The sequence below is a fragment of the Chitinophaga ginsengisoli genome (assembly GCF_003014595.1).
GTDB classification, from domain to species: domain Bacteria; phylum Bacteroidota; class Bacteroidia; order Chitinophagales; family Chitinophagaceae; genus Chitinophaga; species Chitinophaga ginsengisoli.
Genome location: NZ_PYGK01000018.1, coordinates 77027 through 101613, shown reverse-complemented (window position 1 = coordinate 101613; position 24587 = coordinate 77027). Strand labels below are relative to the sequence as shown.

Below are 24587 nucleotides of genomic sequence, written 5' to 3'. Positions count from 1 at the left end.
TGACGTGTCCCTATTTTCATGTGGGAAACCAGGATGTTATCAATAACGCTTTACTACCCGGAATACAAACCGTTTGGGTTCACCTTCAACCCCTGCATCTTTCATTTTCGTTTTAAGCATATCTGATTTCCAATAGGCATATGCTTTCGCCGTATCTGTCAATGCGACTACCACGAATACTTTGTGATTATCGTCTACATCATGACCATAAGCCCTTGTGACCAAACCATTTTCCATTCTGGTTTGTTTGCCTTCTTCGAAGGACTTCTGCCAGGTATCCCAGTCTTTGACCTTAAGCAATACGCTGGCGCGGATGTCTGTACTGACCTGGGCTGTGTCCTGAAACATCATGGTAACAAAATTAAAGGTAGGGGCACCCATAACGCCTCCTTTTTTCATGGCCTCTTTCAGGCTGGCGTCTTTGCTAAATGCTTTTGCTTTATCCATGTCATCCACTTTTACGGCCACCATTACCATGTTTGAATCGTGCACGCCACGGCCAATTACATAGCTATGTATCTGGCTTGCCAGGCGCATAGGGTCATGTTCTTCGTATGAGGTCATCCATTTTGCAAAGTTGGCAACCTTGTGTGTTGCTACCATCATACTTTGCGGTGTTGTCACTACAGTGCTCGTTACCGGAGCAACTTCAGCTGGGGGAGTAGTGTCCATAGCAGTAGTGTCTGTGTTGGTTTTTTGTTTGCCACCACCACCACAGGATGTCAGGAGAATGATCGCAGTTGCATAAACGAACATACATGAGAATCTTAATTGCTTCATCGACTTTGGTTTTTTAAAATTAAAAAATAGGTAGAAAGGAGGGAGGGGTAATATGTTGATAATGAGTGATAAAGTTAAATGATATTCATTTAATGGCCGAATTTTTATTTACGAATGTGACAATGCTATGATATCTGTTTAAATGGCAGATGGAACAAAGTTATTGTAGTTTGCCTATATTGGACATTCGGAATCGGTTGCGCTCAGGGGCTGTCATGGAAATGTACGGGCAGAGTAATGAGGTGATGAATTGCTTTCATGCAGATAAGGGAGAATGGTTGTTTTCCGATAATATTCATAACCTAATTACAAAAATGGATAAGAGTTTCGTAAAAATTGCAGCCATTATTATCGTCGTTTTTACCGGTCATATATCACTTAGTCAATCAAGGTATGATCCTTCTGTACTATTTCCAGCACTTCCATTGTTGCCGCCAGGTAATGAATACCGCACTGCCACAGGGGAACCTGGCCCTGCCTATTGGCAGAACCAATCAGATTATGTAATAGATGCAACGCTTGATGACCAGCGAAATGTTATTGAAGGCGTAGTAACAATTACTTATACAAATAATAGCCCGGGAGCGCTTTCCTCATTATGGTTACAGTTGGATCAGAATGTCTATAAGAGTTATTCCAGGGGAATTTTGTCAGGATTATTTCAATATAAAGATGCTGGTGAACAGGTGAAGGATGGTGGGTTTGAAATTGCGACGGTAAAACTTGCGGACAATGCAAAAACTAGTATTACCTATGATATTTATGATACGAGAATGAAATTGTCTCTGCCAAAACCACTACAAAAGGGGCAGCAATTGACCTTTCAGATACAATACAGTTATCTGTTTCCTGTCAACTATAAGAATGCGGATTTTCAGGTGAACAGAACAGACATTATGCCGTCCAGGAATGGTAATATCTATGCGGTGGCACAATGGTATCCTAGGATGTGTGTATTGGATGATATAGAAGGTTGGAACACCTTACCATATCTTGGCAATGGAGAGTTTTATCTTGACTTCGGTAATTTTCAGGTGAATATTACCTTGCCTTCATCTTACCTCGTAGAGGCGTCCGGCGATTTGATGAATCCGGAGGAAGTGCTTACGCCTGTTCAGCTTAAGCGGTGGCAATCTGCCAGAGATGGCGCGAGCCGGGTGTTCATCAGAGCAGCAAATGAGGTATTGGAAGCCTCTTCCAGGCCAGCAAAACCAACATGCACCTGGAAGTTTAAGATGGACCGTACAAGGGATTTTGCGTGGACGGCGTCTAAATCATTTATCTGGGAAGCGTCAGCATTCAATTTGGGCGATGGGAAAAAGGTGATGGGCAGTTCGTTATATCCGGTTGAATCTGATAAATCTAACAGCTGGGCAAGATCCGGCGAGTACATCAAATTTACATTACAGCATTTTTCCGAAAGGTGGTTTACGTATCCGTTTAACAAAGCTGTGAATGTTGCGTCCAATCTGGATGGTATGGAATATCCAGGTATTGTATTTTGTTCTGCCAGAGATACAGGTAATATTTATTGGGCAGTGGTGAATCATGAATTAGGCCATACCTGGTTTCCTATGGTAGTGGGTAGCAATGAGCGTAAGTATGCCTGGATGGATGAGGGTTTTAACCTCTTTATGGATAATATGGCAACAAAGGAGTTTAATAAAGGAGAGTTCAAAGGTTATGCGGAGATTGACATGCCTGTCGCCGCCCTTTTTGTGGATACGCTGTTGCCCATTTTAAGCCGTCCAGATATTATACCCGGTAACCAGGTATATAGCATCCAGTACCAGAAAGTAGCTTATTTGTTGGCCTTGCTACGCAATGAAATAGTAGGTGCTAAACGTTTTGATGCAGCTTTTAGAAAATATATCAGTGACTGGGCGTACAAACATCCTACTCCATGGGATTTTTTCAGAAGCATGAATGCTTCCATTGGTGAAGACCTTACCTGGTTCTGGAAATCCATGTTTATGGAGAATTTTAAGCTGGATCAGAAGATTACCAAAGTTGAAAATGGGGATAAAGAAAGAACCTTTGTGACCATTGAGAATACTGAAAGGGCAGCAATGCCACTTGTCGTTGATATAACATATGTCAGCGGTATACATGAACGAAAGTCCTTCCCTGTCGAGATATGGCAATATAATGCTGTGTATACTTTTGCGGCGTCCAGGAAAGAGGTTGTTTCGAGGGTAGTTATTGACCCGGATCAGGTTTATCCTGATGTGGACAGGAGCAATAATATTTATGACCTTAAAAAATAGCCGGAAGCTTATAAATTATCAATGCCACTGATCAAGGATTTTTCTTTTCATTTGCCAGTCAGTTGTATTCCCGTTTATAGTGATGGTACTTCTATTTTGAGCTACTGAAATAATGGTACCTACAGCGGCACCGACTACAATACCAACAAGCGCACCTGCGGCAACGTCATTGCCAGGGGAACTCTCATAGCCCAAAGAGCCATATACGTCCTCATTTGCCTGGCCTGTTGCTAAGCCCAGCAATGCGCCGGATACCACTCCGATAGTTGCCCCTATTGCGATTGCATGACCAAATGTTCTTTTTGTTTTGATGGTGCCGATTTCTCTTACGGGAATCTCAAGTTGTGTTTTGTGGCTCTGAAGTATAATGGAGGTATCTGTGGTGGCCGTAAAATCTCCTTTGGCAATCTTTTGACCCTGTAGGTCATATAATCTGATAAATCTTTTTTGAGCTTCAAGGGGGCTTATACCGCAGAACAGCAGTGCCAGAAGTAAGCAATAGTTCTTTTTCATAACCAGCATTTATAGGTTGATATACTGATAATTTCTGCAAAGCGTTGTTGTAATCAGGGGTTTTTTATAAGATCTGGTGGCCCAGTTTTTGGGGAGTTGCTGTATTGAAGTTACTGGTTTTCTGTAATCTGCCCATATTTAATTTAGCATGGCTTGGGCTGTATATAATAAGCCTCTACCTTTGATCCCACAAACGCATTATGTATGGCAAAAGAAATTGAGAGAAAGTATCTGATTGATATTGAGAAATGGCAAAAGCTAGACAAGCCTTCGGGGCAACATTACCGGCAGGGTTATATAGTCACAGATCCGCAGAAAACTATAAGGGTCCGGCTTACAGATACAAAAGGCTTTCTGACGATAAAAGGGATTTCTGTTGGCGCTACAAGATTGGAATATGAGTATGAAATACCAGTTGTTGAAGCGAGGGAATTATTGGATAATTTCGCTGTCTCTGAATTATCAAAGATCAGGTATCATATTGGGTTCAGGAACAAGATGTGGGAGGTTGATGAGTTCTTAGGCAATAACGCCGGACTTTTTGTTGCGGAAATTGAATTGCTGAGCGAGGATGAAACTTTTGAACTTCCGGAATGGGTAGGTAGGGAAGTTACTGAAGATGAGAAATATTATAATTCTAATCTGACGATAAATCCCTATAGAAATTGGAATCAGTAAAGAACTGAGGTCGGTCTTGGTTTTGTTTGTTAGGCAATACATGTAACAGGCCCCTCTCAATGTTGAAAAAGGGCCTGCATTCGTCTGTGTTATTGAAAGATGTTGTTTCACCCTGATTAGCCTACTACCTGAACTTGTTTGTCCAGCCACTGTTTGAGGGTGATTTTACCCAATCGTACTTCTCCAAGAGGAACCAGGGAGCGGCCATCTATGAGACTTCCAAAATAAGGCGCCTGTGGATCAGCGACCACTTTCCGGCTATCTCCTTTTGCTTTGAGGTACTGGCCTACAAATTCAGCCATGCTGAAACGTTCAGGCCCTGCTACTTCCGTAATGCCATTGATCGGTGCTGCTTCCGCCGCGTCAGCCAATGCCTCGGATACTTCTGCCGCTGCAATCGGCTGGATAGCACCGGTAGACAGATGAACCTCATTTCCCTTCATGGAGAAGTCTGCGATGCCGCCTGCGAACTCCATAAACTGAGTCGCGTGTACGATGGTATAAGGTATGCCTGATTCCCGGATCAGTTTTTCCTGGGCCACTTTTGCGCGGAAATAGCCATTATCCGGCAGGCGGTCTGTACCAACGATAGAGAGGGCTACATGGTGTTTTACACCTGCAGCAGTTTCTGCCGCGGCAATATTTTTCTGGGAGGTCTGAAAGAAATTAAGAACCGCAGTATCTTCAAAAGAAGGGGAGTTTGAAACATCTACCACAACATCTGCTCCTTCAAAAGCTTCGCTTAAGCCTTCACCAGTGATAGCGTTAACTCCTGATGATGGAGAGGCCGCAATTACCTGGTGGCCACGCTCGCTTAATATTTCAACAAGTTTTCTACCAATGAGGCCGGTGCCTCCTATTACTACTGCTTTCATGATTGATGTGTTTTGCGGTTTGGGGCCGGTTAAAAAATCATGTATGTGCTGATTTATGATAAGAAAGTTGACAGTAATCCCGGTAGGGAATATTAATCTATAACAAGAAATAAGAAGAGGTGTTCACCAGTAGCCGGGAATGAAAAAGAAATAATTTCTGGGGGTGTTCCGGAAGGAATAGGAAGAAGGCGATATTGCTTATCTCTTATGACTTTATATCAAAACACGATCAACAAACCACAATAGGACTCTTTAGGAGTCACCCTTGTTTGTAGCCCGGGGTGATAACCCCCGGGGACCCGCGTTATGGTAAAGAACCGGGGTTCCATACACAGATTGAACCGGAGACTTGTTATGGCTGCCGTATTATTATTTCCTACCAGGATAAGCGCTTTGCCTGGCCAGTTAATATGGTTATAAGCAGTTATTTTTTATAGAAATGGAAACAAGCTATCGTGGTATCTGACCAATCAAGGCATCTTTTGAATAATTGTCCTATTGCCATTTCTTCTGCCGCCCAACGATAAATTGTTTTGTGCTTTTCCTTAGATCCATTTATGCCGATCTTGTAGCCAGTAATATAAAGGCTTGATCCGTCGAATCCTGATCTGCTTTCCATTTCTTTAAGTCCCCAGAAATCACAATAGAAAATGCCTTTAGTTAGCTCTTCCCAATCCTGTTTGGTTAGCTGCTTTATTGTGTGACTTTTGACTTTACGTGCCATATCGTCTTGGGAATCATATAAGCAGAGATCCAATATAATACTGTCAGTACGTTTCCCAATGGTCATTATAGCAGTTGTCGGGCAAAAGGCTGCGTCATAGCAAAACCTATATGCTTCCTCAAAATGCTTTTTGTTGATCGGAATCGTGTCTTCAAAAAAGATTGGCTTCCACATTTTGGGAGCATATTTTAATAATTCAGCTATTTCGGCATAAGATTTTTTCAGATAACCTGTATCATTACGGTGATAAGCCATTAGTAGTCTGAAATCTTCTCCGGATGTATCTGCAAAGGGCAGCGAATCCATTGCCAGAAAGTAATTGTTCATAATTAAATCCCTGTTCTGTGGCGAAGGCTGTTGGCTGCAGGCTACAAAGAAAAATATCAGAAGGGTAAAAATAAATTTTGTCATGGGAGGCTGAACTCTCGTTTATTATAGTATATAAAGTGTGTAATTCAAGGCAATTTTTGTACCTCACTAATTAATTCGGCAACTAACTTGTTTGAATAAATCAAAATCTCCTGTTCAATTTTGCCTTGTTTCAGCGTTGTTTTCTTTCCCTGAAAATCCATTTCCTGAATAGCATGCAGTTGCGCTTTTAACAAGCTTAATTGAGCCTGACGATATTTCTCCGCAAGCTTTTCCAGTTTGTCATCAGTAACCTGATTCTTGATGGCAAGGGCCAACTCTTTCTCTCTTTGCTGTAATTGTTCCCGCTTTTTGGTTGGCTCTGATCGTGGGGCGAAAAGTGGCATACGTATGATTTAAAGCAATAAGCACCCCGAAGTTAAAATACTTCGGTTGTTTCTGCAAAAGGAATACTCTTCTCAATAATCATTGAATGAAAATCAATCTTTTCCCCTTTTATGATTTTCTTAACAGTTGTATTTATGGAAATCTGATCTGGTGGGAATCCTGTAAGGTATCACCTAAATCAATCACCCATGAGCCAAAAAATTCTCTTTCCTATTCTGACAATTGTCGGAGCCTCATTGTTTATCAGCGGTTTATATCCTCTTATGCAGAAAGACAGTATTGAAGATCAACGATCTTTAACAATACTGCATGATACAACTTCAAATAAAGCTGCGGATAAACCTGTTCAGTCGAGAATCCAGATCGTATTTGCTTTAGACGCCACCGGTAGTATGAGTGGTCTTATAGGTGCTGCAAAAGAGAAGATATGGTCAATTGCAGGGAGCCTCGCGCAGGCAGATCCGGCGCCTGTAATTGAAATGGGCTTGTTGTTCTACCGGGATAAAGGAGATGTGTTTGTAACCAGGAAAGTCGCTTTATCGAGTGATATAGACGATGTATATGGAAAACTGATGCAGATAGCTGCAGAGGGTGGGGGTGATGAGCCGGAAAGTGTTAACCAGGCCTTGTATGAGGCGGTGACAAAATTTAACTGGGACACGTCTGACAATACATATAAAACGGTGTTCCTGGTGGGAGATCGCCCTCCACATATGGATTATCAGGACGATATAAAATACCCGGTGAGTTGCGGACTAGCTAAACAAAAAGATATCGTGTTGAATACCATCCTGATGGGGAATGACAGTAAAGCAATGCGTATATGGCGGGAGATCGCATTATGTAACCAGGGCAGCTATGCACAGGTAGGGATGGACGCCAATGATATAGCTGTGAATACCCCTTATGATACTGCGATAGCTGATTTGTCGGACAGACTGGATGATACCAGGATCTATTATGGTAGTGTAAAGGAGAAGTCTGTTGCTTATGAGAAAGTTGCCAATAGTAAAATGATCGCTGGTTCAGCGAAGGTAAACGTAAAGGCACAACGGGCGGAGTATAATTCGACGAAAGCGGGTAAAGTAGCGTATTATGGTCAGCAGGAATTGCTGGAAAATTATAGGGATAAATCAGTGTCTCTTGAGACTATCAAGGAGGAAGAATTACCCGATGTTATGAAAAACATGACTGCTGCACAAAGAAAGATATTCGTTGAACAAAAAATTGCAGAGAGGGATAGTCTGAACAGGGAGTTGATCAAATTTACCAAACAACGGCAGGAGTTCATAGAGAAGGATCTTAAGAGCCGTAAATCATCCGAAGTAGATAGTTCGTTTACAAACAGGATATACAAGAGTATCCAAAAACAAACTGAAAAGAAAAATATCCATTTGAAGGCTGATGCGAAGTTTTAGGTAAGAAAATAAAGAGAGCTGCGATTAAATGCAGCTCTCTTTTTATTGATGAATCGCCGATCTTTTGTGTATATGTTTTAAAACTTAAATCCCGCACCTACGCTCAACAGCCAGGGATTGATCTTTGTATCAGCATGTACAGTCGCGCCTCCGGCCACTTCGGGAACTGTGGTGACTGTATTCTCTGTTTTCAGCCAGATCTTCTTTGCGTCTATGTTGATGAACCATTTTTTACTGATATCTATATCAAGGCCCAGTTGGGTTGCAAAACCGAATTTATTCTTGTAGGAAATATCAGCAATGGCAGGACCTTCTTTGATACCGTAGAATATCGTGTAGTTAATACCCGCGCCAACATAAGGAAGTATTCCTTTGCTGACCGGCTGGTGATACAGGAAGGTCAGCGTAGGTGGCAGGAGCCATACTTTTCCCAGGTCTACGTCACCAAGGGCAGTACCCGTAGCTGTTACCTTATGTCTCGTAGTGCCAAGGATAAGGTTAGCCGATACACGGTTAAAAAGAAAGTAAGTGAAGTCCAGTTCCGGGATAACGGTATTGGATATGTCAGCGCTTCCGCCTATTGTACTGATGGTAGCACTGGCGTCAGGAACTACGGCGGTGGCTCTCAGGCGAGCACGCCATTCTCCTTTCTGTTGGGCAAATCCTAATAAACTGAGGCAGCATAGCACATTAAATAATAGTAACTTTTTCATAATGTCATTGGTTTCTTGTTGATGCAAACCTAGAGCAGATACACAATGAAAAAGGTGATGGGAAGCAGGGGCATTACTGATTCTGAGGGCTTAAATAACTGATGTTGCTCAGAAAATAAAAAGACCTTCCCGATGTAGCGGGAAGGTCTAATACATTTAGAGCTAAAAAAAAGCAGCGGCATCAACGGGTATGCTGGAGATGCCTGATTGTGTCCTACAGCAAGATTAGCGAGGCATCAAATTCCACCAATGAACTCTAAGCAATATCCCGTACCACAAGCGCTGCTGATGTGAAAATAAACACCGGAGATAGATGTTTGTGCTTTCATACCACCGGCCAGGTAGTTGTTGGGAGAACTTAAGCTGAAAGCGTAAGTACCCAATACAGTACCGGACAATGTTTTGAAAGTAATAGAAGATGGAATGGTTCCACTGCCGTTTACTTCGTAGGCAATGGTGCCGGCAGGCTGGCCGGCTCCCGGTGTACCATCAGTTGTACCGGTGATCGGAAAGGAGTAGCGACGGGCACTCTTTTTGATCACAGGAGCATCAGAGCGTACAGGAGCAAAACTTGACAAGGAAAAAAATGCGCATAACAGGAATGCGATAGGGAACAACTTTTTCATAGATAATGGTACTTTTTTTGAGTCCGGGTTAAAAAATTATCGTAACAAATATAAGTGTTTTTGGGACAGGAATAGCAGCTAAACATTTGCTAATGTGAAATAAAATTTCCACCTGTATGGTGCTTCACCAACAAGATAAAACAAACAGAGACCTGGGGAAAAGACAGAAGGTTTGTTGAAGGTATCAACCATATTGCGAAGCTATTTAAGCAGACTGCTCCGTGGGTTGATAGAATGGGACATCCAGCATTCATATTGAAGATGCATGTTGCCAGCTGAAAATGAGAATTAATCCTATATGCAACATGTGGATAGCTTGTGCTTTTAAGCATGATTTCTGATGGCATGTTACTTGTGTTATAGATATGGATCGTGCCGGCTGCTTACTGTATAAATGTATGCATTGCCGCGTCCGGTTGTATTTTTTAACCAAAAGGTATTACTATGAAAAAGTATCTTTTTGGCCTTGCTATCATCCTCTTGGCAGGATCATTGCTCCCTGCGATAGTGAAAGGTCAGGACAAAGAAAGGATAATTGCTGATAGTAAAAAGGCCAGAGCTGCCTTCGTTAAGACAGACAAACTGATGGATGCTCTTTTCGACCACAGTTACGGGTATGTTATTTTCCCTAATGTCGGTAAAGGGGCTGCAGGTGTTGGTGGAGCCGCCGGTAGAGGTGCGGTATATGAAAAAGGACGTTTTATTGGTCTTGCGAAAATGATACAGGTAACTGCCGGTTTCCAGTTTGGCGGTCAGGCGTATAGGGAAGTAGTATTTTTTGAAGACAAAGCAGCATTGGACCACTTTAAGGATAATAAACTTGAATTCTCAGGACAGGCTTCTGCGATTGCTGCTAAAGAGGGAGCAGCAGCCAATGTTAAGTACCGGGACGGTGTACTTGTGTTCAGCCAGGAGAAGGGTGGTTTGATGCTTGAGGCAGCGCTTGGAGGACAGAAGTTTACATATCAGCCACATGCGAAGTGACATTGAGCCTATTCAATCCAGGGGATGAATCAGCTATGTGTTTATGAAAAGGGTGAAATCACTTGCATGGTGATTAAACGAAAGCCTGTGAACTGTGGGGTTTACAGGCTTTTTTATGTTTATAGATGTATGCTGATAAGGACTTCGTATATCTATGCTGTTATATGCTAAAAGCCGGTAAAAATTTACCGGCCTGTTTTATAGGTTGGTGAATGCAGTTTTTTGCGGGCATTATTGTATTTCCACTTAGTTCAATTGTTTGGTGATGTACCGCTGGTGAAGATTACTGACTATACAGTAACGAGTACTTTACCAAGGGCTAATGTTGATCTTGTATGGGAAACTATTTTTAGTGATCTGCAACTTGCAAAAGAATTGCTTCCCGCTAATTATCCTTCCGCAGGCCGGGTGAGGGCCAATAAATGGAGCGCCGCGGCTCTGCTTGCGAGGTGTTATCTGTATAAGCGTCAATGGGCAATGGCGGAAGGAGAAGCAACAGCAGTCATCAATAGTGGTCTTTACAGTTTGGAAAGCCTGGAAAAAGTTTTCCTTACGGCAAGTAAAGAAGCCATTTTCCAGGTATTTCCCACTATGATCGGTTATAGTACGATGGAAGGTTTTATGATTATTCCAATAGGAAGTGCCCGACCACCCTTTGAGCTGAGTGGTTCACTATTGGCGTTATTTGCGCCTGACGATAAGCGAAAAAATGCATGGATAAGAAGCCGGGCGATTAACGGACGAACATACTATTATCCATTCAAGTATACCAAACGACCTGATTTTTCAGCCGGTTTCAAGGCTACTGAATACAGCACATTATTTCGGCTGGCGGAGATCTAGAGGTTTGCTAATAGTAGATCTTTACGATACAATGTCTGTTTTGAATGCTTGTATTATCCTTGCGTTCTTAGCCTGTGCGTTGGGTGTTAATCTGCGGCTTTTGAGCAGGTCCTGTAGCTGAAATATAGTAGTCACTTTCCCCCGCCTTCTATTGGGCGTTTAATTGTATTGTACAAGCGAACTGGCTGGCTGGTTATATTGATGCTGATTAATTCCCCCGTAATTAGAATAAGCCAATTCTGGTAAAGTTCATGGTCATTCGTGCTGCAGTATACAAAAAAAGTTCACCAAGTTGGTTAATGATTAGTTAATAGAATACATTTCCCTATTAAAAAGACCCACTTTGAGGGTGGGTCCTTTATCGTGTTTCATATATGACGATACTTATACCTTAACAAGATAAGCCCTTACCTGTATCGCCTCTAACCTCCTGGATTGCCCTGTTGTTCCGGCCATATTATTTTCAGGAACCCAGTTCATCCATCCCAGTCCGTCTGCATGTACTCTGTAGTAGATATACAGCTTTGCTGTTGTGGAAGGAGAAGAATCATTAAAGGTTAAGGTATAATTAGGGTTATTCAGACCCGGTCCATAAATCTTTATCGCCTCTATCCTTCTGCTTTGACCAATGGTGCCGGCAAATGAACTGGATGACACATAACTTTGCCATCCTATTCCTTCTACATGCGCCTGATAGGTAAACGGAAATGAACCGGTGTAGTAAGTAGTGCCCAGGTTATCTGCAGCCGCAAATTGGATAAAGGGGAGAGAAAAGGCTTCCAGTCGTTTTGACTGGCCCGTGGTACCCAGGAACTGGCCAACGGCTGGAGCCGGGCTAGGGTTAGCAACATCAGGGGCGCCGCCCGTCGCAGGATTGCCATTCATCGCATTGAAATCTATGGACACGATTCCCAGCGCCTGTACATTAGCGCTGGTTGTTCCACTGGTGGTAACCCAGTTGCCATTCAGTACAACTCCTCCCCCTATACCCGGTACAGGGCGTGTTGGTAAATTAGCCGCTGCGATCGCAGGTATTTTGGCAGAGGAGAGATTGGTCTCAACGGTTTTCAGAAGATCCCTGTGATCGTCCTTTCGGAGTGCTAAAGTGTTATAATAAGATGCTTTCAGATTTTCTGCCTGTCCATACAATTTATCCTTTACAAGATCCTGATACAACAAAGGGATGATCTCATTAGGGATCTGATCGGAGCTTTTGTAAGTTAATGAGGCATCTTCTTTTGGAGTCGGTGCAAGTGATGTTTTGTCCTCTTTTTTACAGGCAGTAAAGATAAAGAGGAATAAAAATACGCAGAGGGACCAATGAAACGTTTTCATTTTTGTGGGTTTTGAGGGTGATGAATAATAACAAACTAGTCTATCGAGCTATTGCTCGTGATAAATAAAATAGGCAAATGTCAGAATGGAAAGTTGGGTCAATCTTACTTGATTCGAACAAGCATGGGTTACAATTCCAATAGTATCAATTTGCGACTACTAATGTAAGGATAATTTTGTATCATCGGGAAATTTTATCTTCCTGCTGGTACAGGTTATTTTTTCACTGCGATTGTATAATGATGTATAACAAAATAACCTGTTTCCTGTTTCGATACGTTATCTAAGCAGGATAAAAGCGGTAAAAAGCGCTATGGTTTACACAAGCGCCAGTAATTGAACTTTCAGCCTCTTTGCGGTCATGCAACATAAGCCACGGCATATTTCTGTAAAGATTTATGTATCTTGCGTGCTTGAATATCATTACACAACTAGACGTTATTGCGCTGGCGGCAGCGGAAAAAGAAGCCGAAAATCAGGCATTCAAAGCATTTCTCCGCTCACATGAATCTGCGGCTATTGACGAGCTTGTACAAGAGCTTGATGCAACTATTACCCCACAAATAGATTGCACAAGTTGTGGCAACTGTTGCCGTTCACTTATGATCAATGTTACGGACAGTGAGATTACCAGTCTGGCAGCGCATTTGAACCGGTCTGAAGCAGACATAAAGGAACAATACATTGAAACCGGTTCGAACAATGACATCATGGTGATGAATACCATTCCCTGCCATTTTTTGACCGCTAACTGCTGCAGTATCTATGAGCATCGCTTTGCAGAATGCCGTGAATTTCCAGGCTTGCATCAACCCGAATTTACCAGTCGTCTCTTCGCTATGCTGATGCATTACGGCAGATGCCTTATCATTTATAATGTGCTGGAAGAAATGAAGAAGAGGCTTGGCTTTAAAGGTGAATCCAATACATAATTAAGAGATGACTGCCCAAGAAGTTCGGGCTTCAATAGGTTCCTGATTTGAACAACAAAAAGGTCGAAACTTAAGATGTGTTTCGACCTTTTTGTTGTTTCGGAACTTTAGTTTGTTCAGGAGTATTCTTCTACTTAACAAGGCGGATGCCCGTGTACCTGCGGCTTAATATATCCTGGAAAACAGGGCTTTCCCATTACCTGTACCGGTGCTTCCGGTGATGGTAATATGTCCGGTATTACCGTTTCCATCATAGCCTGAGGCTTTGTTATAATTTGATGTACAGTTTGTAACTGTATGTGGTACATTTTGTCCGGCGCTGCCCAGTTTGAAACCATTACCATCCCCATTACCGCCATACCCGTTATTGGTGGCTGTACAGTTGGTGATAGTAACTGTAGATGGTTGTCCGTAAAGATCCCAGCCGTCATCGGAATTGTGATTGGCGGTACAGTGATCAAATTTGTTACTTGCTCCGGCTGATAACTTGCAGGCGAAACCATCTGCATTTTCGCCGCCATTCTGTGTATCATAGTTGTCATTGGAATTACAATAACTGATGTTATTGTGATGCGATTGGTTGTAGATCTGCAAACCGGAGTCGTGGTTGCCGGAAGTGGTAACGTTATATACATAGTTGTAACCACCATACTGGAATACAAGGCCGCAATCAGGGGCATTCTTAATGGTCATGTTAGTGATGTTCCAATAACTTCCATTACATTTTACACCCCAGCCGGATGAAATGCCTGAACAATCCAGCACACCGCCGGTTAAATTGATCTTGGAGCTGGAAGTACCACTGTTAAGTAGCTGTAAAGTACTGGTCAGTTTAATAGTGCCGCTGATGGTGATGATATCGCCAGCCTTTGCAGCACTAACGGCCGATTTCAGGGTTGATTCTGTATTCACTGTTACACTGCTGGCAGCTGCATTAACAACAGCTAAAGAGGAATGGTTTTCATCAGCAACGCCAGGGGATACTGAATTGTTTTTCTGACAACTGGCAAGGGCCAGACAAAACAAAGCAATGAGGGAGATGTTTTTCATAATGTGGGTTTTAATTGTTGAAAGATAGTAATGAGGGGTATACTGAATTTCAGCAATTAATTGATAGATTGAATAAGTCGGTGATGATTTTTTTACGCAATCGTTATCGGCAACGATTGCGTAAGGATGGGACAGATTTATTTTTTAACTATAGCGGGAGGCCCTTTTAAGAATAAAATGGCTAATTTAGTAGCGGTTCTATTCAAGTGAAAGAGTATGGCAGACATTTCTCAACTTCAGGATTTTCCTACCCGTACGCCGGTGACCCGCGACTACTTTCAAAACTGGAATATCAAGGTCGTAAACGCGGAGGAGATTGCTTGTGATAATTACATTTCTCCAAACAGAAGGGATTTCTATAAGATCTTGTTTATCCGCGAAGGGAGTGGACTCTTTTCGCTGGGCATGAACAGCTATCATATTGACGGCAATACTATTCTTTTCCTGCATCCTAATGAGATTATTTCCTGGCGTAGCATTTCATCGTCGCTGGTCGGGCATTACTGTCTGTTTAAGAAAAGGTATGTAGAGGAGTATCCATTGCTGAAACTGACAATGGAAAAGCATCAGCTTTTCTCAGACACTTCCAGAAGTGTTATCCGGTTACAGCCCGATTCAGTTGAAGTGATCAATAGCCTATATATGCAAATGCATGAACAGGCTGGAAAAGGCGGCGCCCTGGTGGAAGAGGCGATAGCGGCCTATTTACAGTTGATCATCATTGAGAGTGTAAAAACAGCCGACTTTCCAGGGCCGGATGGTGTATCTGACGAATATGGGCATATTCATCATTTCTTCCAGCTGCTGGAGGCAGAAGCTTCGCAGATCAACCAGCAGCGTCCAATGAGAATTAAGACAGTGAAAGAATTTGCCGATAGCCTCGACCTGTCTCCTAATTACCTGAATGCCCTGCTAAAGAAACATACTGGCCAGAATGTAAGTACACATATTAAGAATCGTTTGCTCGAAGAAAGCAAAGCACTATTGTTGCAGACTGACTGGCCATTGCATGAGATAGGGATATCCATGGGCTTTGCAGAACATCCCAACTTCACCCAGTTCTTTAAAAAGAACCTTGGCATAACCCCAAGTGAATTCCGAAAAAGCTATGCAGTGCCGGCCTGAGTACGGTCGGTCATCGTTTCTCCCGGAATGATCTGTTTCCCCAGGGAACTCCCTAAAATTCCCAATAGTTGAAATTCATAAGTGTTGCATCGAAGATGCTAAGGCCATCCTCTGCGCTTTAGGTGAACTTTGGTGTAAACTTCAAACAATGAAAACAAAAGTATGGTTTATAACAGGCGCCTCCAGAGGCTTTGGCCTGGAAATCGCAAAAGCCGCGTTGGCAAATGGCGATAAAGTAGTAGCGACAGTACGCAGTCAGCCAGAGAAACTGCAGCGTGTCCTCAACAATGATAATCTATACGTTGTCTTGCTGGATGTGACAAATGAAGATCAGGCCAGACAGGCGGCCCGGCAGGCAGTGGAGCGCTTCGGCCGTATTGATGTATTGGTCAACAATGCCGGTTTCGGCCTTCTTGGGGCTGTGGAGGAAGCGAGTGATGAGGAAGTACGTCAGTCGTTTGACACAAATGTATTCGGTTTGCTGCATGTAACACGTGCTATCCTGCCTTATTTCCGTGCACAACATTCAGGTCATGTGATCAACCTGTCGTCAGTGGTAGGGTTAACTGCTACTGCTGGTTGGGGGCTGTACGCTGCCACCAAATTTGCCGTAGAAGGTATAAATGAGGCACTGGCCGTAGAATTGAAGCCATTGGGTATCCATGTTACTGCTGTGGAACCGGGCTTTTTCCGCACCAATTTCCTCGATGGCTCTTCTTTAACCGCTGCAAAGGCAGTGATTGCTGACTATCAGGATACGGCTGGCCAGATGCGCGCCTTTGCCTCTCAGATCAGTTATAAACAGCCTGGTGATCCGGTCAAATTAGCTAATGCCGTCATGTCCCTGGCTGCATCACCTAAGCCACCGGTACACCTGCCACTGGGCAATGACACGTTGAATTATTTCAATCAAAAGATGGAGCAATTCAACCAGGAGATAGAGGAATGGCGCTCAGTGACCACCAGTACTGATCATGAGGATGTGAAGCAAAATGGGTAGTCTGAAAGATGGAAGGTGAGTCCTGGCAGGACTATTTTATTCGAATAATCAAAAAATTATAATATGGAAAAGCAATTGAAGATATTGGTAACCGGGGCGACCGGTAAGAGTGGCGGTGTTGCCATCGAAGAATTATTGAAAATGGGAATTCCGGTAAGAGCCTTAGTACACAGTGTGGACGAGCGTTCTGAGAAGCTTGCAGCACAGGGAGTGGAGATATTCGTGGGAGACTTGCTCCGCTTTGATGATATAGCAGCTGCTATGGCAGGTATTGACACGGCATATTTTTGTTTCCCGATCCTGACACCAGGTGTTTTGCAGGCAACTGCTTATTTCGCGCAGGCAGCGAAGGAAGCAGGTTTAAAAGGGATCGTAAACATGTCGCAAGTGTCTGCCCGGCGTGATGCAAAAAGTAATGCCGCCCAGGACCATTGGGTGGGCGAACGTATACTGGACATGTCTGGTGTACCGGTTACACACCTGAGGCCCACATTCTTTGATGACTGGTTTTTATATATACGTGAAGATATCCGTGAGAAAGATACGATTGTTCTGCCTTTCAGCAACGGACGCTGGGCACCGGTAGATTCCGCAGACCTGGGGCGCGTGGTAGCCAGGATCCTGACTCATCCTGCAGCTTATGCGGGGCAGACCATCCGGTTGTATGGCCCTGAGGAATATAACGTATTTGAGATGAGTGAGGTCCTTTCAAAGGTGTTGGGCAGGAAAATAAGCTATGATCCTGTTAGTATACAAAGCTTCAATGAACTGGCAGCTGCCAGAGGTGCACACCCACATTTTATCCAGCATGTTACACACGTGGCACAGGATTGTATCGATGGCGTCTTTGCTGGTACCAATAATACAATCGAGGACATTACTGGTCAAAAGGCCACCACACTGGCTGCGTTTTTTACCGACAAAAAGGCCGTGTTTCAATAAGATAATAAAGTAGTAAAGAGGCTCCTGTATTGCGCAGGGGCCTTTTGTATTGCTGGTGAGTGATCAACTACATTTGTGCTTCTTTTGCCGGCACTTTTTGCCATCAGGAAGAAGGAAATAGCGATGCATCGTGCATTTGTTTTTTCAGCTTTCTTATGCACTTCACTGTTTTTATTGTCTTATATGCTCTATCATTTTACAATGCCGTCAACAGTATTCGGTGGTGCCGGGGCAATAAAATACATCTATTATTTCCTGTTGATTACACATGTTGTACTTGCGGTCATTACAGTTCCTTTAGCGTTGGTATCCATGGGGCGTGGCCTGAATATGGAGGTTGAATTACATAAGAAGATCACGCGCTGGACAATGCCGATCTGGTTGTACGTGAGTTTGACAGGCGTGATCGTCTATCTGTTAATATCCCCGTACTACCGGTAAAAAGAAGTAGTTGACTTTATCTTTGGTCCATCGTCTTCACCTGCTCCTTAAATTTACGGGGCACCATCATTAGTATCAACTGCTTATGCCATTTGTAGCTGCGGATCAATCTGTAAACCGGAATCAGCAAGGGAACAACCCATGGACGTCCCAGATGGAGTAAATGATTGACTTGTTTAGATACCAGCATCCTTTGAATATCCAGCAATAGGAAATAACGGACAATCCCCAGATGCTTTTTATATTGTTGGAAAAGGTTATTGGTAAATGAACTATTCAGGAGATTGTGCGTCAACTGGTACTCATACAGCGTTTTCCATTCGCTGTAATTAACAGGAATACCGTGGATCTGCATGTGATCGCCAATTCCCGCAAAGGTATTTACAATTTCGTCTTTCTCTTCGTTGGTTAGCCTTCTCTGTAATAATTCAAAAGAGGCGATCGAATAATAGATGAGCATATATAATACACCCTGATAGCCTTCATTGGATATTTTGCGGCCACGTGCCAATTCAACATGCTGATGTATTGTATTTATTTTTTCAATCGAAGCAATCGCTTCTTTTTCTTCTTTAAAAAGAATGTACTGTGCGTATTTTACTGTTGAGAACAAACGTCCGATAGGATCAGCAGGCAATTTGCCTGTAAAGTATAACCAGTCTACTTCTTTGTTCAATGCAAACTCTGCACTGGCGCCTGCAAATATGAAAAGCGTAATATCTGTCGTGCTCCATATTTTCTTTACAATTGATGTATCCTCCACAAATGTCTTCATCACAAATACTTTTTAAGCTATTGCTTTTTCCAATTGTCTTATCCTTCTGTGACATATTAACAGGGGGATTATCCCGATAACTCCGAACGAACAGTCGATCAGCCGCCAGTGCACAGGTATCTTCCTGATATATCCAGCTATAAAGGCGAGCGGAATAACTGCTATGCAGGCTATACAGCCGAATTCAATGCTCCAGATATTTTTTACAGGGTCCTTAAGAGGGCCGATAAATGCGATAGCAATGACGATATGAGCAAATGCCAGCCAGTCGTATCCATATGCAAGGTAAGGATATTGTGCATTGGTATCCTTTATTGCCAGGTAACAGGTATATAACCATTTATAAAAGGTAGAAGATGGCCAGGGCCACCACGAGCAAACCCATTGTAGCTCGGTTTCTACAGGGAAAGCGGTGATACCGCTCAAAAGGAGGGAGACGATAAAAATGATGAGCCAGGCCTTTATTTCCTTCCTGAATTCTGCTGAATTGGGTGTCATAGAAGTACTTTGTATTGCAAAGTAAGTAAACTTATTTCATTCTGCCAATACTACCTGCTTATTTTTCGTATTGTATTCCGTAGTTCGGATTTGGCTTAGATATTTGTAGTGTGTTGCCGATCAATGACCGTACTTCATTTTTGGCTACTACAAAGTCAAATTCGGTTACTCCGGTTTTTTAGTAGGATTGCAACTTTGTACTAACAAAAATGATTAAAAATGAAAGCAGTAAGAATTAACGAATTTGGTGGAACGGAAGTTTTGAAAATACAAGAAGTAGAGCGTCCCGTTCCCGGAGCGGATGAGATTTTGGTGAAATGTTATGCAAGTGGCGTAAATCCTGCTGATTGGGTAATCCGTAACGGCGGGAATGATTTTTTAAAACCCATTTTAAAATTGCCTTTGATATTGGGTTGGGACGCAGCAGGTATTGTAGAAGAAGTGGGTAGCAACGTAACTAACTTCAAAAGGGGAGATGAAGTGTATGGTGTCCCAAATTTCCCCGGAGATGGAAGTTATGCGGAATACTTTTCGGCGAAAGCAAATCAGTTTGCTTTGAAACCTAAAAGCATTTCTTTTAACGAGGCAGCAGGTGTACCTTTGGCTGGGTTGGTTGCCTGGGCGGGTAACTTTCAACTAGGACAGTTGCAGGCAGGCCAGAAAGTCCTCATTCACGGCGCGTCGGGTGGTGTTGGCAGTTTTGCTGTGCAGTTTGCAAAAGCAAAAGGTGCGTATGTTATCGGGACGGCTTCTGCAGGAAATCTTGCATTTTTGAAGCAAATTGGCGCCGATGAGGTGATTGATTACAGGAACCAGCAATTTGAAGAATTGTTGCAGGACATTGACCTTGTATTTGATGCTTCGCCACTGCGTGATAACAAAGAGCGATTAAAATGTATAAATGTATTGAAAGAAGGCGGTATCTATGTGAGCGTAAACGTTGATTTCGCGTTTGGCGACGAAGTCAAAGAGGCACTTACAAAAAAGAAAGCCAAAGGTGAGGTGGTAGGCGGCAGTGGTAGTTATGTTTCTGCAGAATACTTAAGTGAAATAGCTCAATTGATTGACAGCGGCAAAGTGAAAGTTGTTATTAGTAAGGTCTATCCATTGGAACAGGTGGCCGAGGCACATAAGGAAAGTGAAAGCTGGCACGTTCGTGGTAAACTTGTATTGGAAGTCAGAAAAGAACACTAAAATGACAAACAGGAGAGTTTACAGGATAAAAACAATAGGTGAATTTCACAAATTCAGGAACTTACCTAAACCTGAACATCCGTTGATAAGTGTGATAAATGTTGAAACCGCTAAACATTTACACAGCGATGAACCAATGAATTTGCTGTTGGATTTTTATATGATTGCCCTGAAAAGGAATCTCAATGAGAAAGGGGCTGTCAGACTAAAATACGGCCAGCAGGAATATGACTTTGATGAGGGAACCATGTCATTTATGTCACCCAATCAGCTTTTCAGCATCGCGCTTGATAAAGAAGAAGAATTAAAACAATCGGGATGGGTGCTGCTCATCCATCCCGATTTTCTTTGGAATACATCTTTGGCAAAAAAAATAAAGCAATACGATTTTTTTGATTATGCCGTGAACGAAGCACTTTTTCTTTCAGAAAAAGAAGAAGCAATTATTGTCAGTATCATTCGGAATATTCAGCAGGAATATCATTCAAACATTGACGATCACAGTCAAAATGTTATCATTGCACAACTAGAGCTATTGCTTACTTATGCCGAAAGGTTTTACCACAGGCAATTTAACACCAGGAAAATAGGAAATCATCAGATCCTGAGCCGTTTGGATGAGTTACTTACCGATTATTTCAACAGCGATGATTTAATTCAAAAAGGATTGCCTACAGTTCAATTTATTTCTGAAAGTCTGAATGTGTCTGTAAGTTATCTAAGCCGTGTACTTAAACGGTTAACAGGACAAAGCACGCAGCAACACATTCACGATAAGCTGATTGAAAAGGCGAAGGAAAAATTATCTACAACTGATTTATCCGTTAGCGAAATAGCTTACGAATTGGGGTTTGAACACCCGCAATCTTTCAGCAAACTGTTCAAGGCAAAAACTAAGCTGTTGCCTTTGGAGTTCAGACAGTCGTTTAACTGATGGCGAAAAGCGATGACAGGTCCTTTTTATTTTAAGAATAGATGGATGTTATTCAGGCAAACCAGTTCTGTGTCAATAGCTGTTCGAGCTGTTTGATTTCCCTGGCATATATCGTTTTTTTCCGTTTACCAAAATACAGGGTATTCTCCACGGGAAAGCAGCCTTCCCAGGCCAACCTGACTGTCTTGTTTTCAATCTCCTTTTTGCACAGGAAGTCCGGCATCACAGCAAAACCTTTGCTGCCTCGCAGGCAACGGAGGATGGAACCTGCGTTTGGCACTATATAGTTGGGCTGGACGTCGGGCTGTTCGTCAAAATTGGCGATCCAGAAGTTTTTAAGGTGCCCCATATCTGCCGCGGCGGTAAACCATATCTGCTTCCTGAGCCATTGCCTGATGGCCGCTTTGTTATTGACTAATATTAGTTCGTCCAGCGCGGTGGTATCTGTTTCGCCGCCACAGATCAGCATAATGCGCTCTTTGGCGAAAGGAGTGTATTCGAGGTTGGGCTGCCGCCCTTTTTGTGGTGTTAATACGAGGTCGAGTGCTCCCATATCGAGGTCGTGCAGCATCTGGTCATATTCACCGAATCTGAGGATCAGGTTGAAGGGCAACCGGGCAACATGCTCTTCAAGCGTGTGTTCGAAGGTCTCAAAGCACATACCTACGCCAATTGTCGGTTTCTCTGCTTTGGAATTCCTGCAGAACACCTGCTCCGCCTGTACAAGGTTATTCATAGAGTCGATGATACAATTGTACAGGATGGTCGCCCGTTCGGTAGGTATCATCTTTCTAGTTTCACGCTCAAATAGAAGATGGCCTGTGTAGGTTTCCAGCGATCGCAGGTGAAGGCTTACGCCGGGTTGGGAAATAAAGAGCGTTTGCGCAGCAGCAGACAGATTGCCTGTTTCATAAATAGCTTTAAAGGTTCTAAACCATTCGAGGTTCAACATAAATAGGTGTGTTTTATGGTCAATGCAGCAGGTAAATTCCGCTGCAGGTAATGACAGCCATCGGTGTGCCAGTTGATGATAAGTCCGTAACCGGAAAGATTTACGATTGCAATGCATTATAAAACAGGTGTTTATGCTGGCATGGTGAGGAGCGGAAAAAGTGGAAAGTCCGAAAAAATTGGAGGTGAGTGTAGATGTCCTCCGAAAGTATTGGAGTCTGTACATCAATGGCTTTAATCGATCCGGGCAAGGGAATTATTGCCCGGTACAGACGTTTAAGGTTTAATAATTACCTTCTGAATTCATGAAATCATCCCTTTTGATATTCAGCTTATCTATTTTTGATTCCAGCGTGGTGGGCTTAATATTCAATAGTTCTGCAGCGCCATTGATGCCCCGGATACGGCCGTATGTTTTTTTGAGAATTGAAATGATATAGTTTCTTTCCGTGTCCCTTTGAATGCGCTTTACGTCTTCCAGATTTTGAATATCCCCCTTTGGAGTAGAAGCAGTGGCTGTTCCCGTTAAATTCCGCCTTAAAGTTAATGCAGACTTTCCGTTGTTGAGAATGGCAGATTGTTCTATAACATTTTCGAGTTCTCGAATATTACCCGGCCAATGATAAGCCAACATATCCTCCATCATGGATGTTGCAATGCCCATGAAGGGCTTATTGAACTCCCGGCAAAAGCTCTCTGCAAAATAATTGGCGAGGTCTTCTATGTCGCTTTTTCGTTCGCGCAGCGGTGGTAATGTAATGGGAAAAACATTGAGGCGATAATAGAGGTCAAGCCGGAAATTACCGGCAGCTACTTCTTTCTCAAGGTTCCGGTTAGTAGCGGCAATGATGCGAACATTGACTTTAACAGGAGATCCGCCGCCGAGGTATTCAATTTCCTTCTCCTGCAAAACGCGCAATATTTTTACCTGCATGTCAGTTGGAAGTTCGCCGATCTCGTCTAAAAAGATGGTGCCGCCATCAGCCAGCTCAAACCGGCCTTTTCTTTTTTCCATCGCGCCGGTAAAAGCGCCCTTCTCATGGCCAAATAGTTCCGATTCCAGGAGAGTAGCCGGAATGGCCGCGCAATTTACCTTGATGAATGGCCCGTTTTTACGGGGTGAAAGTAAGTGAATGGAGTGAGCCACTTTTTCTTTACCCGTGCCGCTTTCCCCCAGTATCAGCACCGATGTGTTGTAAGGTGCAACCTGTGTAGTGAGGTCGAGGGCCGCTAATAAGAGATGGTGCTTTCCGATAATACTGCTGAATGCCGGGAGCCCGGAAGATGCTGCCGTTGGTATTATCAGTGAGCTTGCTGAATTAACCAGTGTTTCAGCTACGGCTATCAGACACTGGCGTAGCCGGTTCAGTAAGGCAATATGGTGGTGGTTATAAATATCCTGCCTGCGGCTATAGAAAAAGTAGTGAAACGACTGCCCATTACCAAGTGTAACGGGAAACACCAGGTATGATTGTATCGTAAATGTTTCGATCAGTGTTTTCTGCAGCGACGGAACATTTGGTTTTTTGTCGGACGTTTCATGATTATAAATGAGCGGGCTGACATCTGTATGACTGTTGGCAAGGATCACAGTCAGCGCAGTTTTCGTTAAGTTCGAAATGGTCAGTAATTCTTTTTCACCTATGAACTGGTATTCGTCGAACCCAACACGCAAATACGCTTTGTCGTTGAATGCGTCCATAGTAAGTGGTCGGAGGCCGCTTGCGATAAGATCGAATGGGAGGTGTGATTGCAAGATCCTGGCTATCTTCAGCAATTTTTGTTCACTTTCCAGATTTTCATGGCTCACCTCCGTTATTTGTTGCTGCAAGAGGCTTTCCTGGTGCATGATCGATTCGAGCGCCTGCTTATGACGATACCATGCGATATCCAGCATGACCAGTAAGTCCTTTTTCCTGAATGGTTTTACCAAAAAACCATAAGGCTCTGTTGTCTTTGCTTCTTCCAGTATGTTTTGATTGGAATTGGCTGACAGATAGATAAAGGCAATGTTTTCAGACCTTAATTTACGGGCGATATCGATACCCGAGCGTTCTCCCTGCAACCGGATATCGAGCAACGCGATATCTGGTTTTTGGTTCCGGAGAGATGCTTCCGCTTCTTCGGCAGAGGCTGCGATGCCGGTTATAGTATAGCTGAACCGCTCTAATATTTGCCGGAGATTATTAGCTACAATAAATTCGTCTTCCACAATGAGCACTTTTTTTTTCAT

24 protein-coding genes and 1 pseudogene are annotated in these 24587 nt (G+C 43.1%); 12 read left to right on the top strand and 13 right to left on the bottom strand.

Annotation, left to right across the window (positions count from 1 at the left end; genetic code table 11):
- Positions 1 to 39: 39 nt before the first annotated feature.
- The gene (locus CLV42_RS29225; RefSeq protein WP_106605488.1) at positions 40 to 780 is read right to left on the bottom strand and encodes a hypothetical protein; all 741 of its coding nucleotides are present in this window, start codon (positions 778 to 780) and stop codon (positions 40 to 42) included.
- Between the two features lie 314 nt (positions 781 to 1094).
- On the opposite strand from CLV42_RS29225, the gene CLV42_RS29220 reads away from it, so the two are divergent.
- Positions 1095 to 3047, top strand: coding sequence for a M1 family metallopeptidase (locus CLV42_RS29220; RefSeq protein WP_146154519.1), 1953 nt, complete (start codon positions 1095 to 1097; stop codon positions 3045 to 3047).
- Between the two features lie 18 nt (positions 3048 to 3065).
- On the opposite strand, the gene CLV42_RS29215 is transcribed toward CLV42_RS29220, so the two are convergent.
- The gene (locus CLV42_RS29215) at positions 3066 to 3560 is read right to left on the bottom strand and encodes a hypothetical protein (protein WP_146154518.1); all 495 of its coding nucleotides are present in this window, start codon (positions 3558 to 3560) and stop codon (positions 3066 to 3068) included.
- Between the two features lie 204 nt (positions 3561 to 3764).
- Here CLV42_RS29215 and CLV42_RS29210 point away from each other — a divergent pair, with 204 nt between their 5' ends.
- Positions 3765 to 4238, top strand: coding sequence for a CYTH domain-containing protein (locus CLV42_RS29210; protein WP_106605485.1), 474 nt, complete (start codon positions 3765 to 3767; stop codon positions 4236 to 4238).
- A gap of 116 nt (positions 4239 to 4354) precedes the next feature.
- On the opposite strand, the gene CLV42_RS29205 is transcribed toward CLV42_RS29210, so the two are convergent.
- The 3 genes from CLV42_RS29205 to CLV42_RS29195 all read right to left on the bottom strand — a co-directional run bounded on the left by CLV42_RS29205 (position 4355) and on the right by CLV42_RS29195 (position 6592).
- Positions 4355 to 5113, bottom strand: a complete 759-nt coding sequence (locus CLV42_RS29205; RefSeq protein ID WP_106605484.1) for an SDR family oxidoreductase — start codon at positions 5111 to 5113, stop codon at positions 4355 to 4357.
- 424 nt (positions 5114 to 5537) lie between these two features.
- Positions 5538 to 6248 carry a hypothetical protein gene (locus CLV42_RS29200; protein WP_106605483.1) on the bottom strand — a complete coding sequence of 237 codons (711 nt, stop codon included), beginning with the start codon at positions 6246 to 6248 and terminating at the stop codon, positions 5538 to 5540.
- A gap of 44 nt (positions 6249 to 6292) precedes the next feature.
- Complete coding sequence (locus tag CLV42_RS29195) at positions 6293 to 6592, bottom strand: hypothetical protein (RefSeq protein ID WP_106605482.1); 300 nt, start codon at positions 6590 to 6592, stop codon at positions 6293 to 6295.
- A 189-nt stretch (positions 6593 to 6781) separates the two neighbouring features.
- On the opposite strand from CLV42_RS29195, the gene CLV42_RS29190 reads away from it, so the two are divergent.
- Positions 6782 to 8011, top strand: coding sequence for a vWA domain-containing protein (locus CLV42_RS29190; RefSeq protein ID WP_106605481.1), 1230 nt, complete (start codon positions 6782 to 6784; stop codon positions 8009 to 8011).
- A 77-nt stretch (positions 8012 to 8088) separates the two neighbouring features.
- Here CLV42_RS29190 and CLV42_RS29185 read toward each other — a convergent pair whose 3' ends face one another.
- The gene (locus CLV42_RS29185; RefSeq protein WP_106605480.1) at positions 8089 to 8724 is read right to left on the bottom strand and encodes an OmpW/AlkL family protein; all 636 of its coding nucleotides are present in this window, start codon (positions 8722 to 8724) and stop codon (positions 8089 to 8091) included.
- A gap of 236 nt (positions 8725 to 8960) precedes the next feature.
- Positions 8961 to 9350 carry a hypothetical protein gene (locus tag CLV42_RS29180; RefSeq protein WP_106605479.1) on the bottom strand — a complete coding sequence of 130 codons (390 nt, stop codon included), beginning with the start codon at positions 9348 to 9350 and terminating at the stop codon, positions 8961 to 8963.
- A 444-nt stretch (positions 9351 to 9794) separates the two neighbouring features.
- Here CLV42_RS29180 and CLV42_RS29175 point away from each other — a divergent pair, with 444 nt between their 5' ends.
- Both CLV42_RS29175 and CLV42_RS29170 read left to right on the top strand, forming a co-directional pair.
- Positions 9795 to 10334 carry a lipid-binding SYLF domain-containing protein gene (locus CLV42_RS29175; RefSeq protein ID WP_106605478.1) on the top strand — a complete coding sequence of 180 codons (540 nt, stop codon included), beginning with the start codon at positions 9795 to 9797 and terminating at the stop codon, positions 10332 to 10334.
- 219 nt (positions 10335 to 10553) lie between these two features.
- Positions 10554 to 11177, top strand: a pseudogene (locus CLV42_RS29170) (RagB/SusD family nutrient uptake outer membrane protein); the annotation flags it as partial.
- Positions 11178 to 11561: 384 nt separating this feature from the next.
- Here CLV42_RS29170 and CLV42_RS29165 read toward each other — a convergent pair.
- The gene (locus tag CLV42_RS29165) at positions 11562 to 12512 is read right to left on the bottom strand and encodes a hypothetical protein (protein WP_106605476.1); all 951 of its coding nucleotides are present in this window, start codon (positions 12510 to 12512) and stop codon (positions 11562 to 11564) included.
- Between the two features lie 413 nt (positions 12513 to 12925).
- On the opposite strand from CLV42_RS29165, the gene CLV42_RS29160 reads away from it, so the two are divergent.
- Positions 12926 to 13444, top strand: coding sequence for a YkgJ family cysteine cluster protein (locus CLV42_RS29160; protein WP_170117696.1), 519 nt, complete (start codon positions 12926 to 12928; stop codon positions 13442 to 13444).
- Positions 13445 to 13609: 165 nt separating this feature from the next.
- Here CLV42_RS29160 and CLV42_RS29155 read toward each other — a convergent pair whose 3' ends face one another.
- Positions 13610 to 14494 (bottom strand): right-handed parallel beta-helix repeat-containing protein, encoded by an 885-nt coding sequence (locus tag CLV42_RS29155; RefSeq protein WP_106605474.1) that lies wholly within the window; start codon positions 14492 to 14494, stop codon positions 13610 to 13612.
- A 216-nt stretch (positions 14495 to 14710) separates the two neighbouring features.
- Between CLV42_RS29155 and CLV42_RS29150 the strand changes: the two genes are divergently transcribed.
- The 4 genes from CLV42_RS29150 to CLV42_RS29135 all read left to right on the top strand — a co-directional run bounded on the left by CLV42_RS29150 (position 14711) and on the right by CLV42_RS29135 (position 18002).
- On the top strand, positions 14711 to 15619 hold the full coding sequence (locus CLV42_RS29150; RefSeq protein ID WP_106605473.1) for an AraC family transcriptional regulator: 909 nt from the start codon (positions 14711 to 14713) through the stop codon (positions 15617 to 15619).
- A 148-nt stretch (positions 15620 to 15767) separates the two neighbouring features.
- Positions 15768 to 16619 (top strand): oxidoreductase, encoded by an 852-nt coding sequence (locus CLV42_RS29145; protein ID WP_106605472.1) that lies wholly within the window; start codon positions 15768 to 15770, stop codon positions 16617 to 16619.
- A gap of 63 nt (positions 16620 to 16682) precedes the next feature.
- A complete protein-coding gene (locus CLV42_RS29140; RefSeq protein WP_106605471.1) occupies positions 16683 to 17561 on the top strand; it encodes an NmrA family NAD(P)-binding protein in 879 nt (292 codons plus the stop codon).
- Positions 17562 to 17636: 75 nt separating this feature from the next.
- Positions 17637 to 18002 carry a DUF420 domain-containing protein gene (locus tag CLV42_RS29135; protein ID WP_106605470.1) on the top strand — a complete coding sequence of 122 codons (366 nt, stop codon included), beginning with the start codon at positions 17637 to 17639 and terminating at the stop codon, positions 18000 to 18002.
- A 16-nt stretch (positions 18003 to 18018) separates the two neighbouring features.
- On the opposite strand, the gene CLV42_RS29130 is transcribed toward CLV42_RS29135, so the two are convergent.
- Positions 18019 to 18777 (bottom strand): oxygenase MpaB family protein, encoded by a 759-nt coding sequence (locus CLV42_RS29130; RefSeq protein ID WP_106605469.1) that lies wholly within the window; start codon positions 18775 to 18777, stop codon positions 18019 to 18021.
- Positions 18778 to 18789: 12 nt separating this feature from the next.
- Complete coding sequence (locus tag CLV42_RS29125) at positions 18790 to 19275, bottom strand: hypothetical protein (protein ID WP_106605468.1); 486 nt, start codon at positions 19273 to 19275, stop codon at positions 18790 to 18792.
- Positions 19276 to 19494: 219 nt separating this feature from the next.
- Here CLV42_RS29125 and CLV42_RS29120 point away from each other — a divergent pair, with 219 nt between their 5' ends.
- Together CLV42_RS29120 and CLV42_RS29115 are read left to right on the top strand one after the other, a co-directional pair.
- Positions 19495 to 20469, top strand: coding sequence for an NADP-dependent oxidoreductase (locus CLV42_RS29120; RefSeq protein WP_106605467.1), 975 nt, complete (start codon positions 19495 to 19497; stop codon positions 20467 to 20469).
- A 1-nt stretch (position 20470) separates the two neighbouring features.
- Positions 20471 to 21403 carry an AraC family transcriptional regulator gene (locus CLV42_RS29115; RefSeq protein ID WP_106605466.1) on the top strand — a complete coding sequence of 311 codons (933 nt, stop codon included), beginning with the start codon at positions 20471 to 20473 and terminating at the stop codon, positions 21401 to 21403.
- A 52-nt stretch (positions 21404 to 21455) separates the two neighbouring features.
- Here CLV42_RS29115 and CLV42_RS29110 read toward each other — a convergent pair whose 3' ends face one another.
- Positions 21456 to 22355 carry a LysR family transcriptional regulator gene (locus tag CLV42_RS29110; RefSeq protein WP_106605465.1) on the bottom strand — a complete coding sequence of 300 codons (900 nt, stop codon included), beginning with the start codon at positions 22353 to 22355 and terminating at the stop codon, positions 21456 to 21458.
- A 282-nt stretch (positions 22356 to 22637) separates the two neighbouring features.
- Positions 22638 to 24587, bottom strand: a complete 1950-nt coding sequence (locus CLV42_RS29105; RefSeq protein ID WP_106605464.1) for a sigma 54-interacting transcriptional regulator — start codon at positions 24585 to 24587, stop codon at positions 22638 to 22640.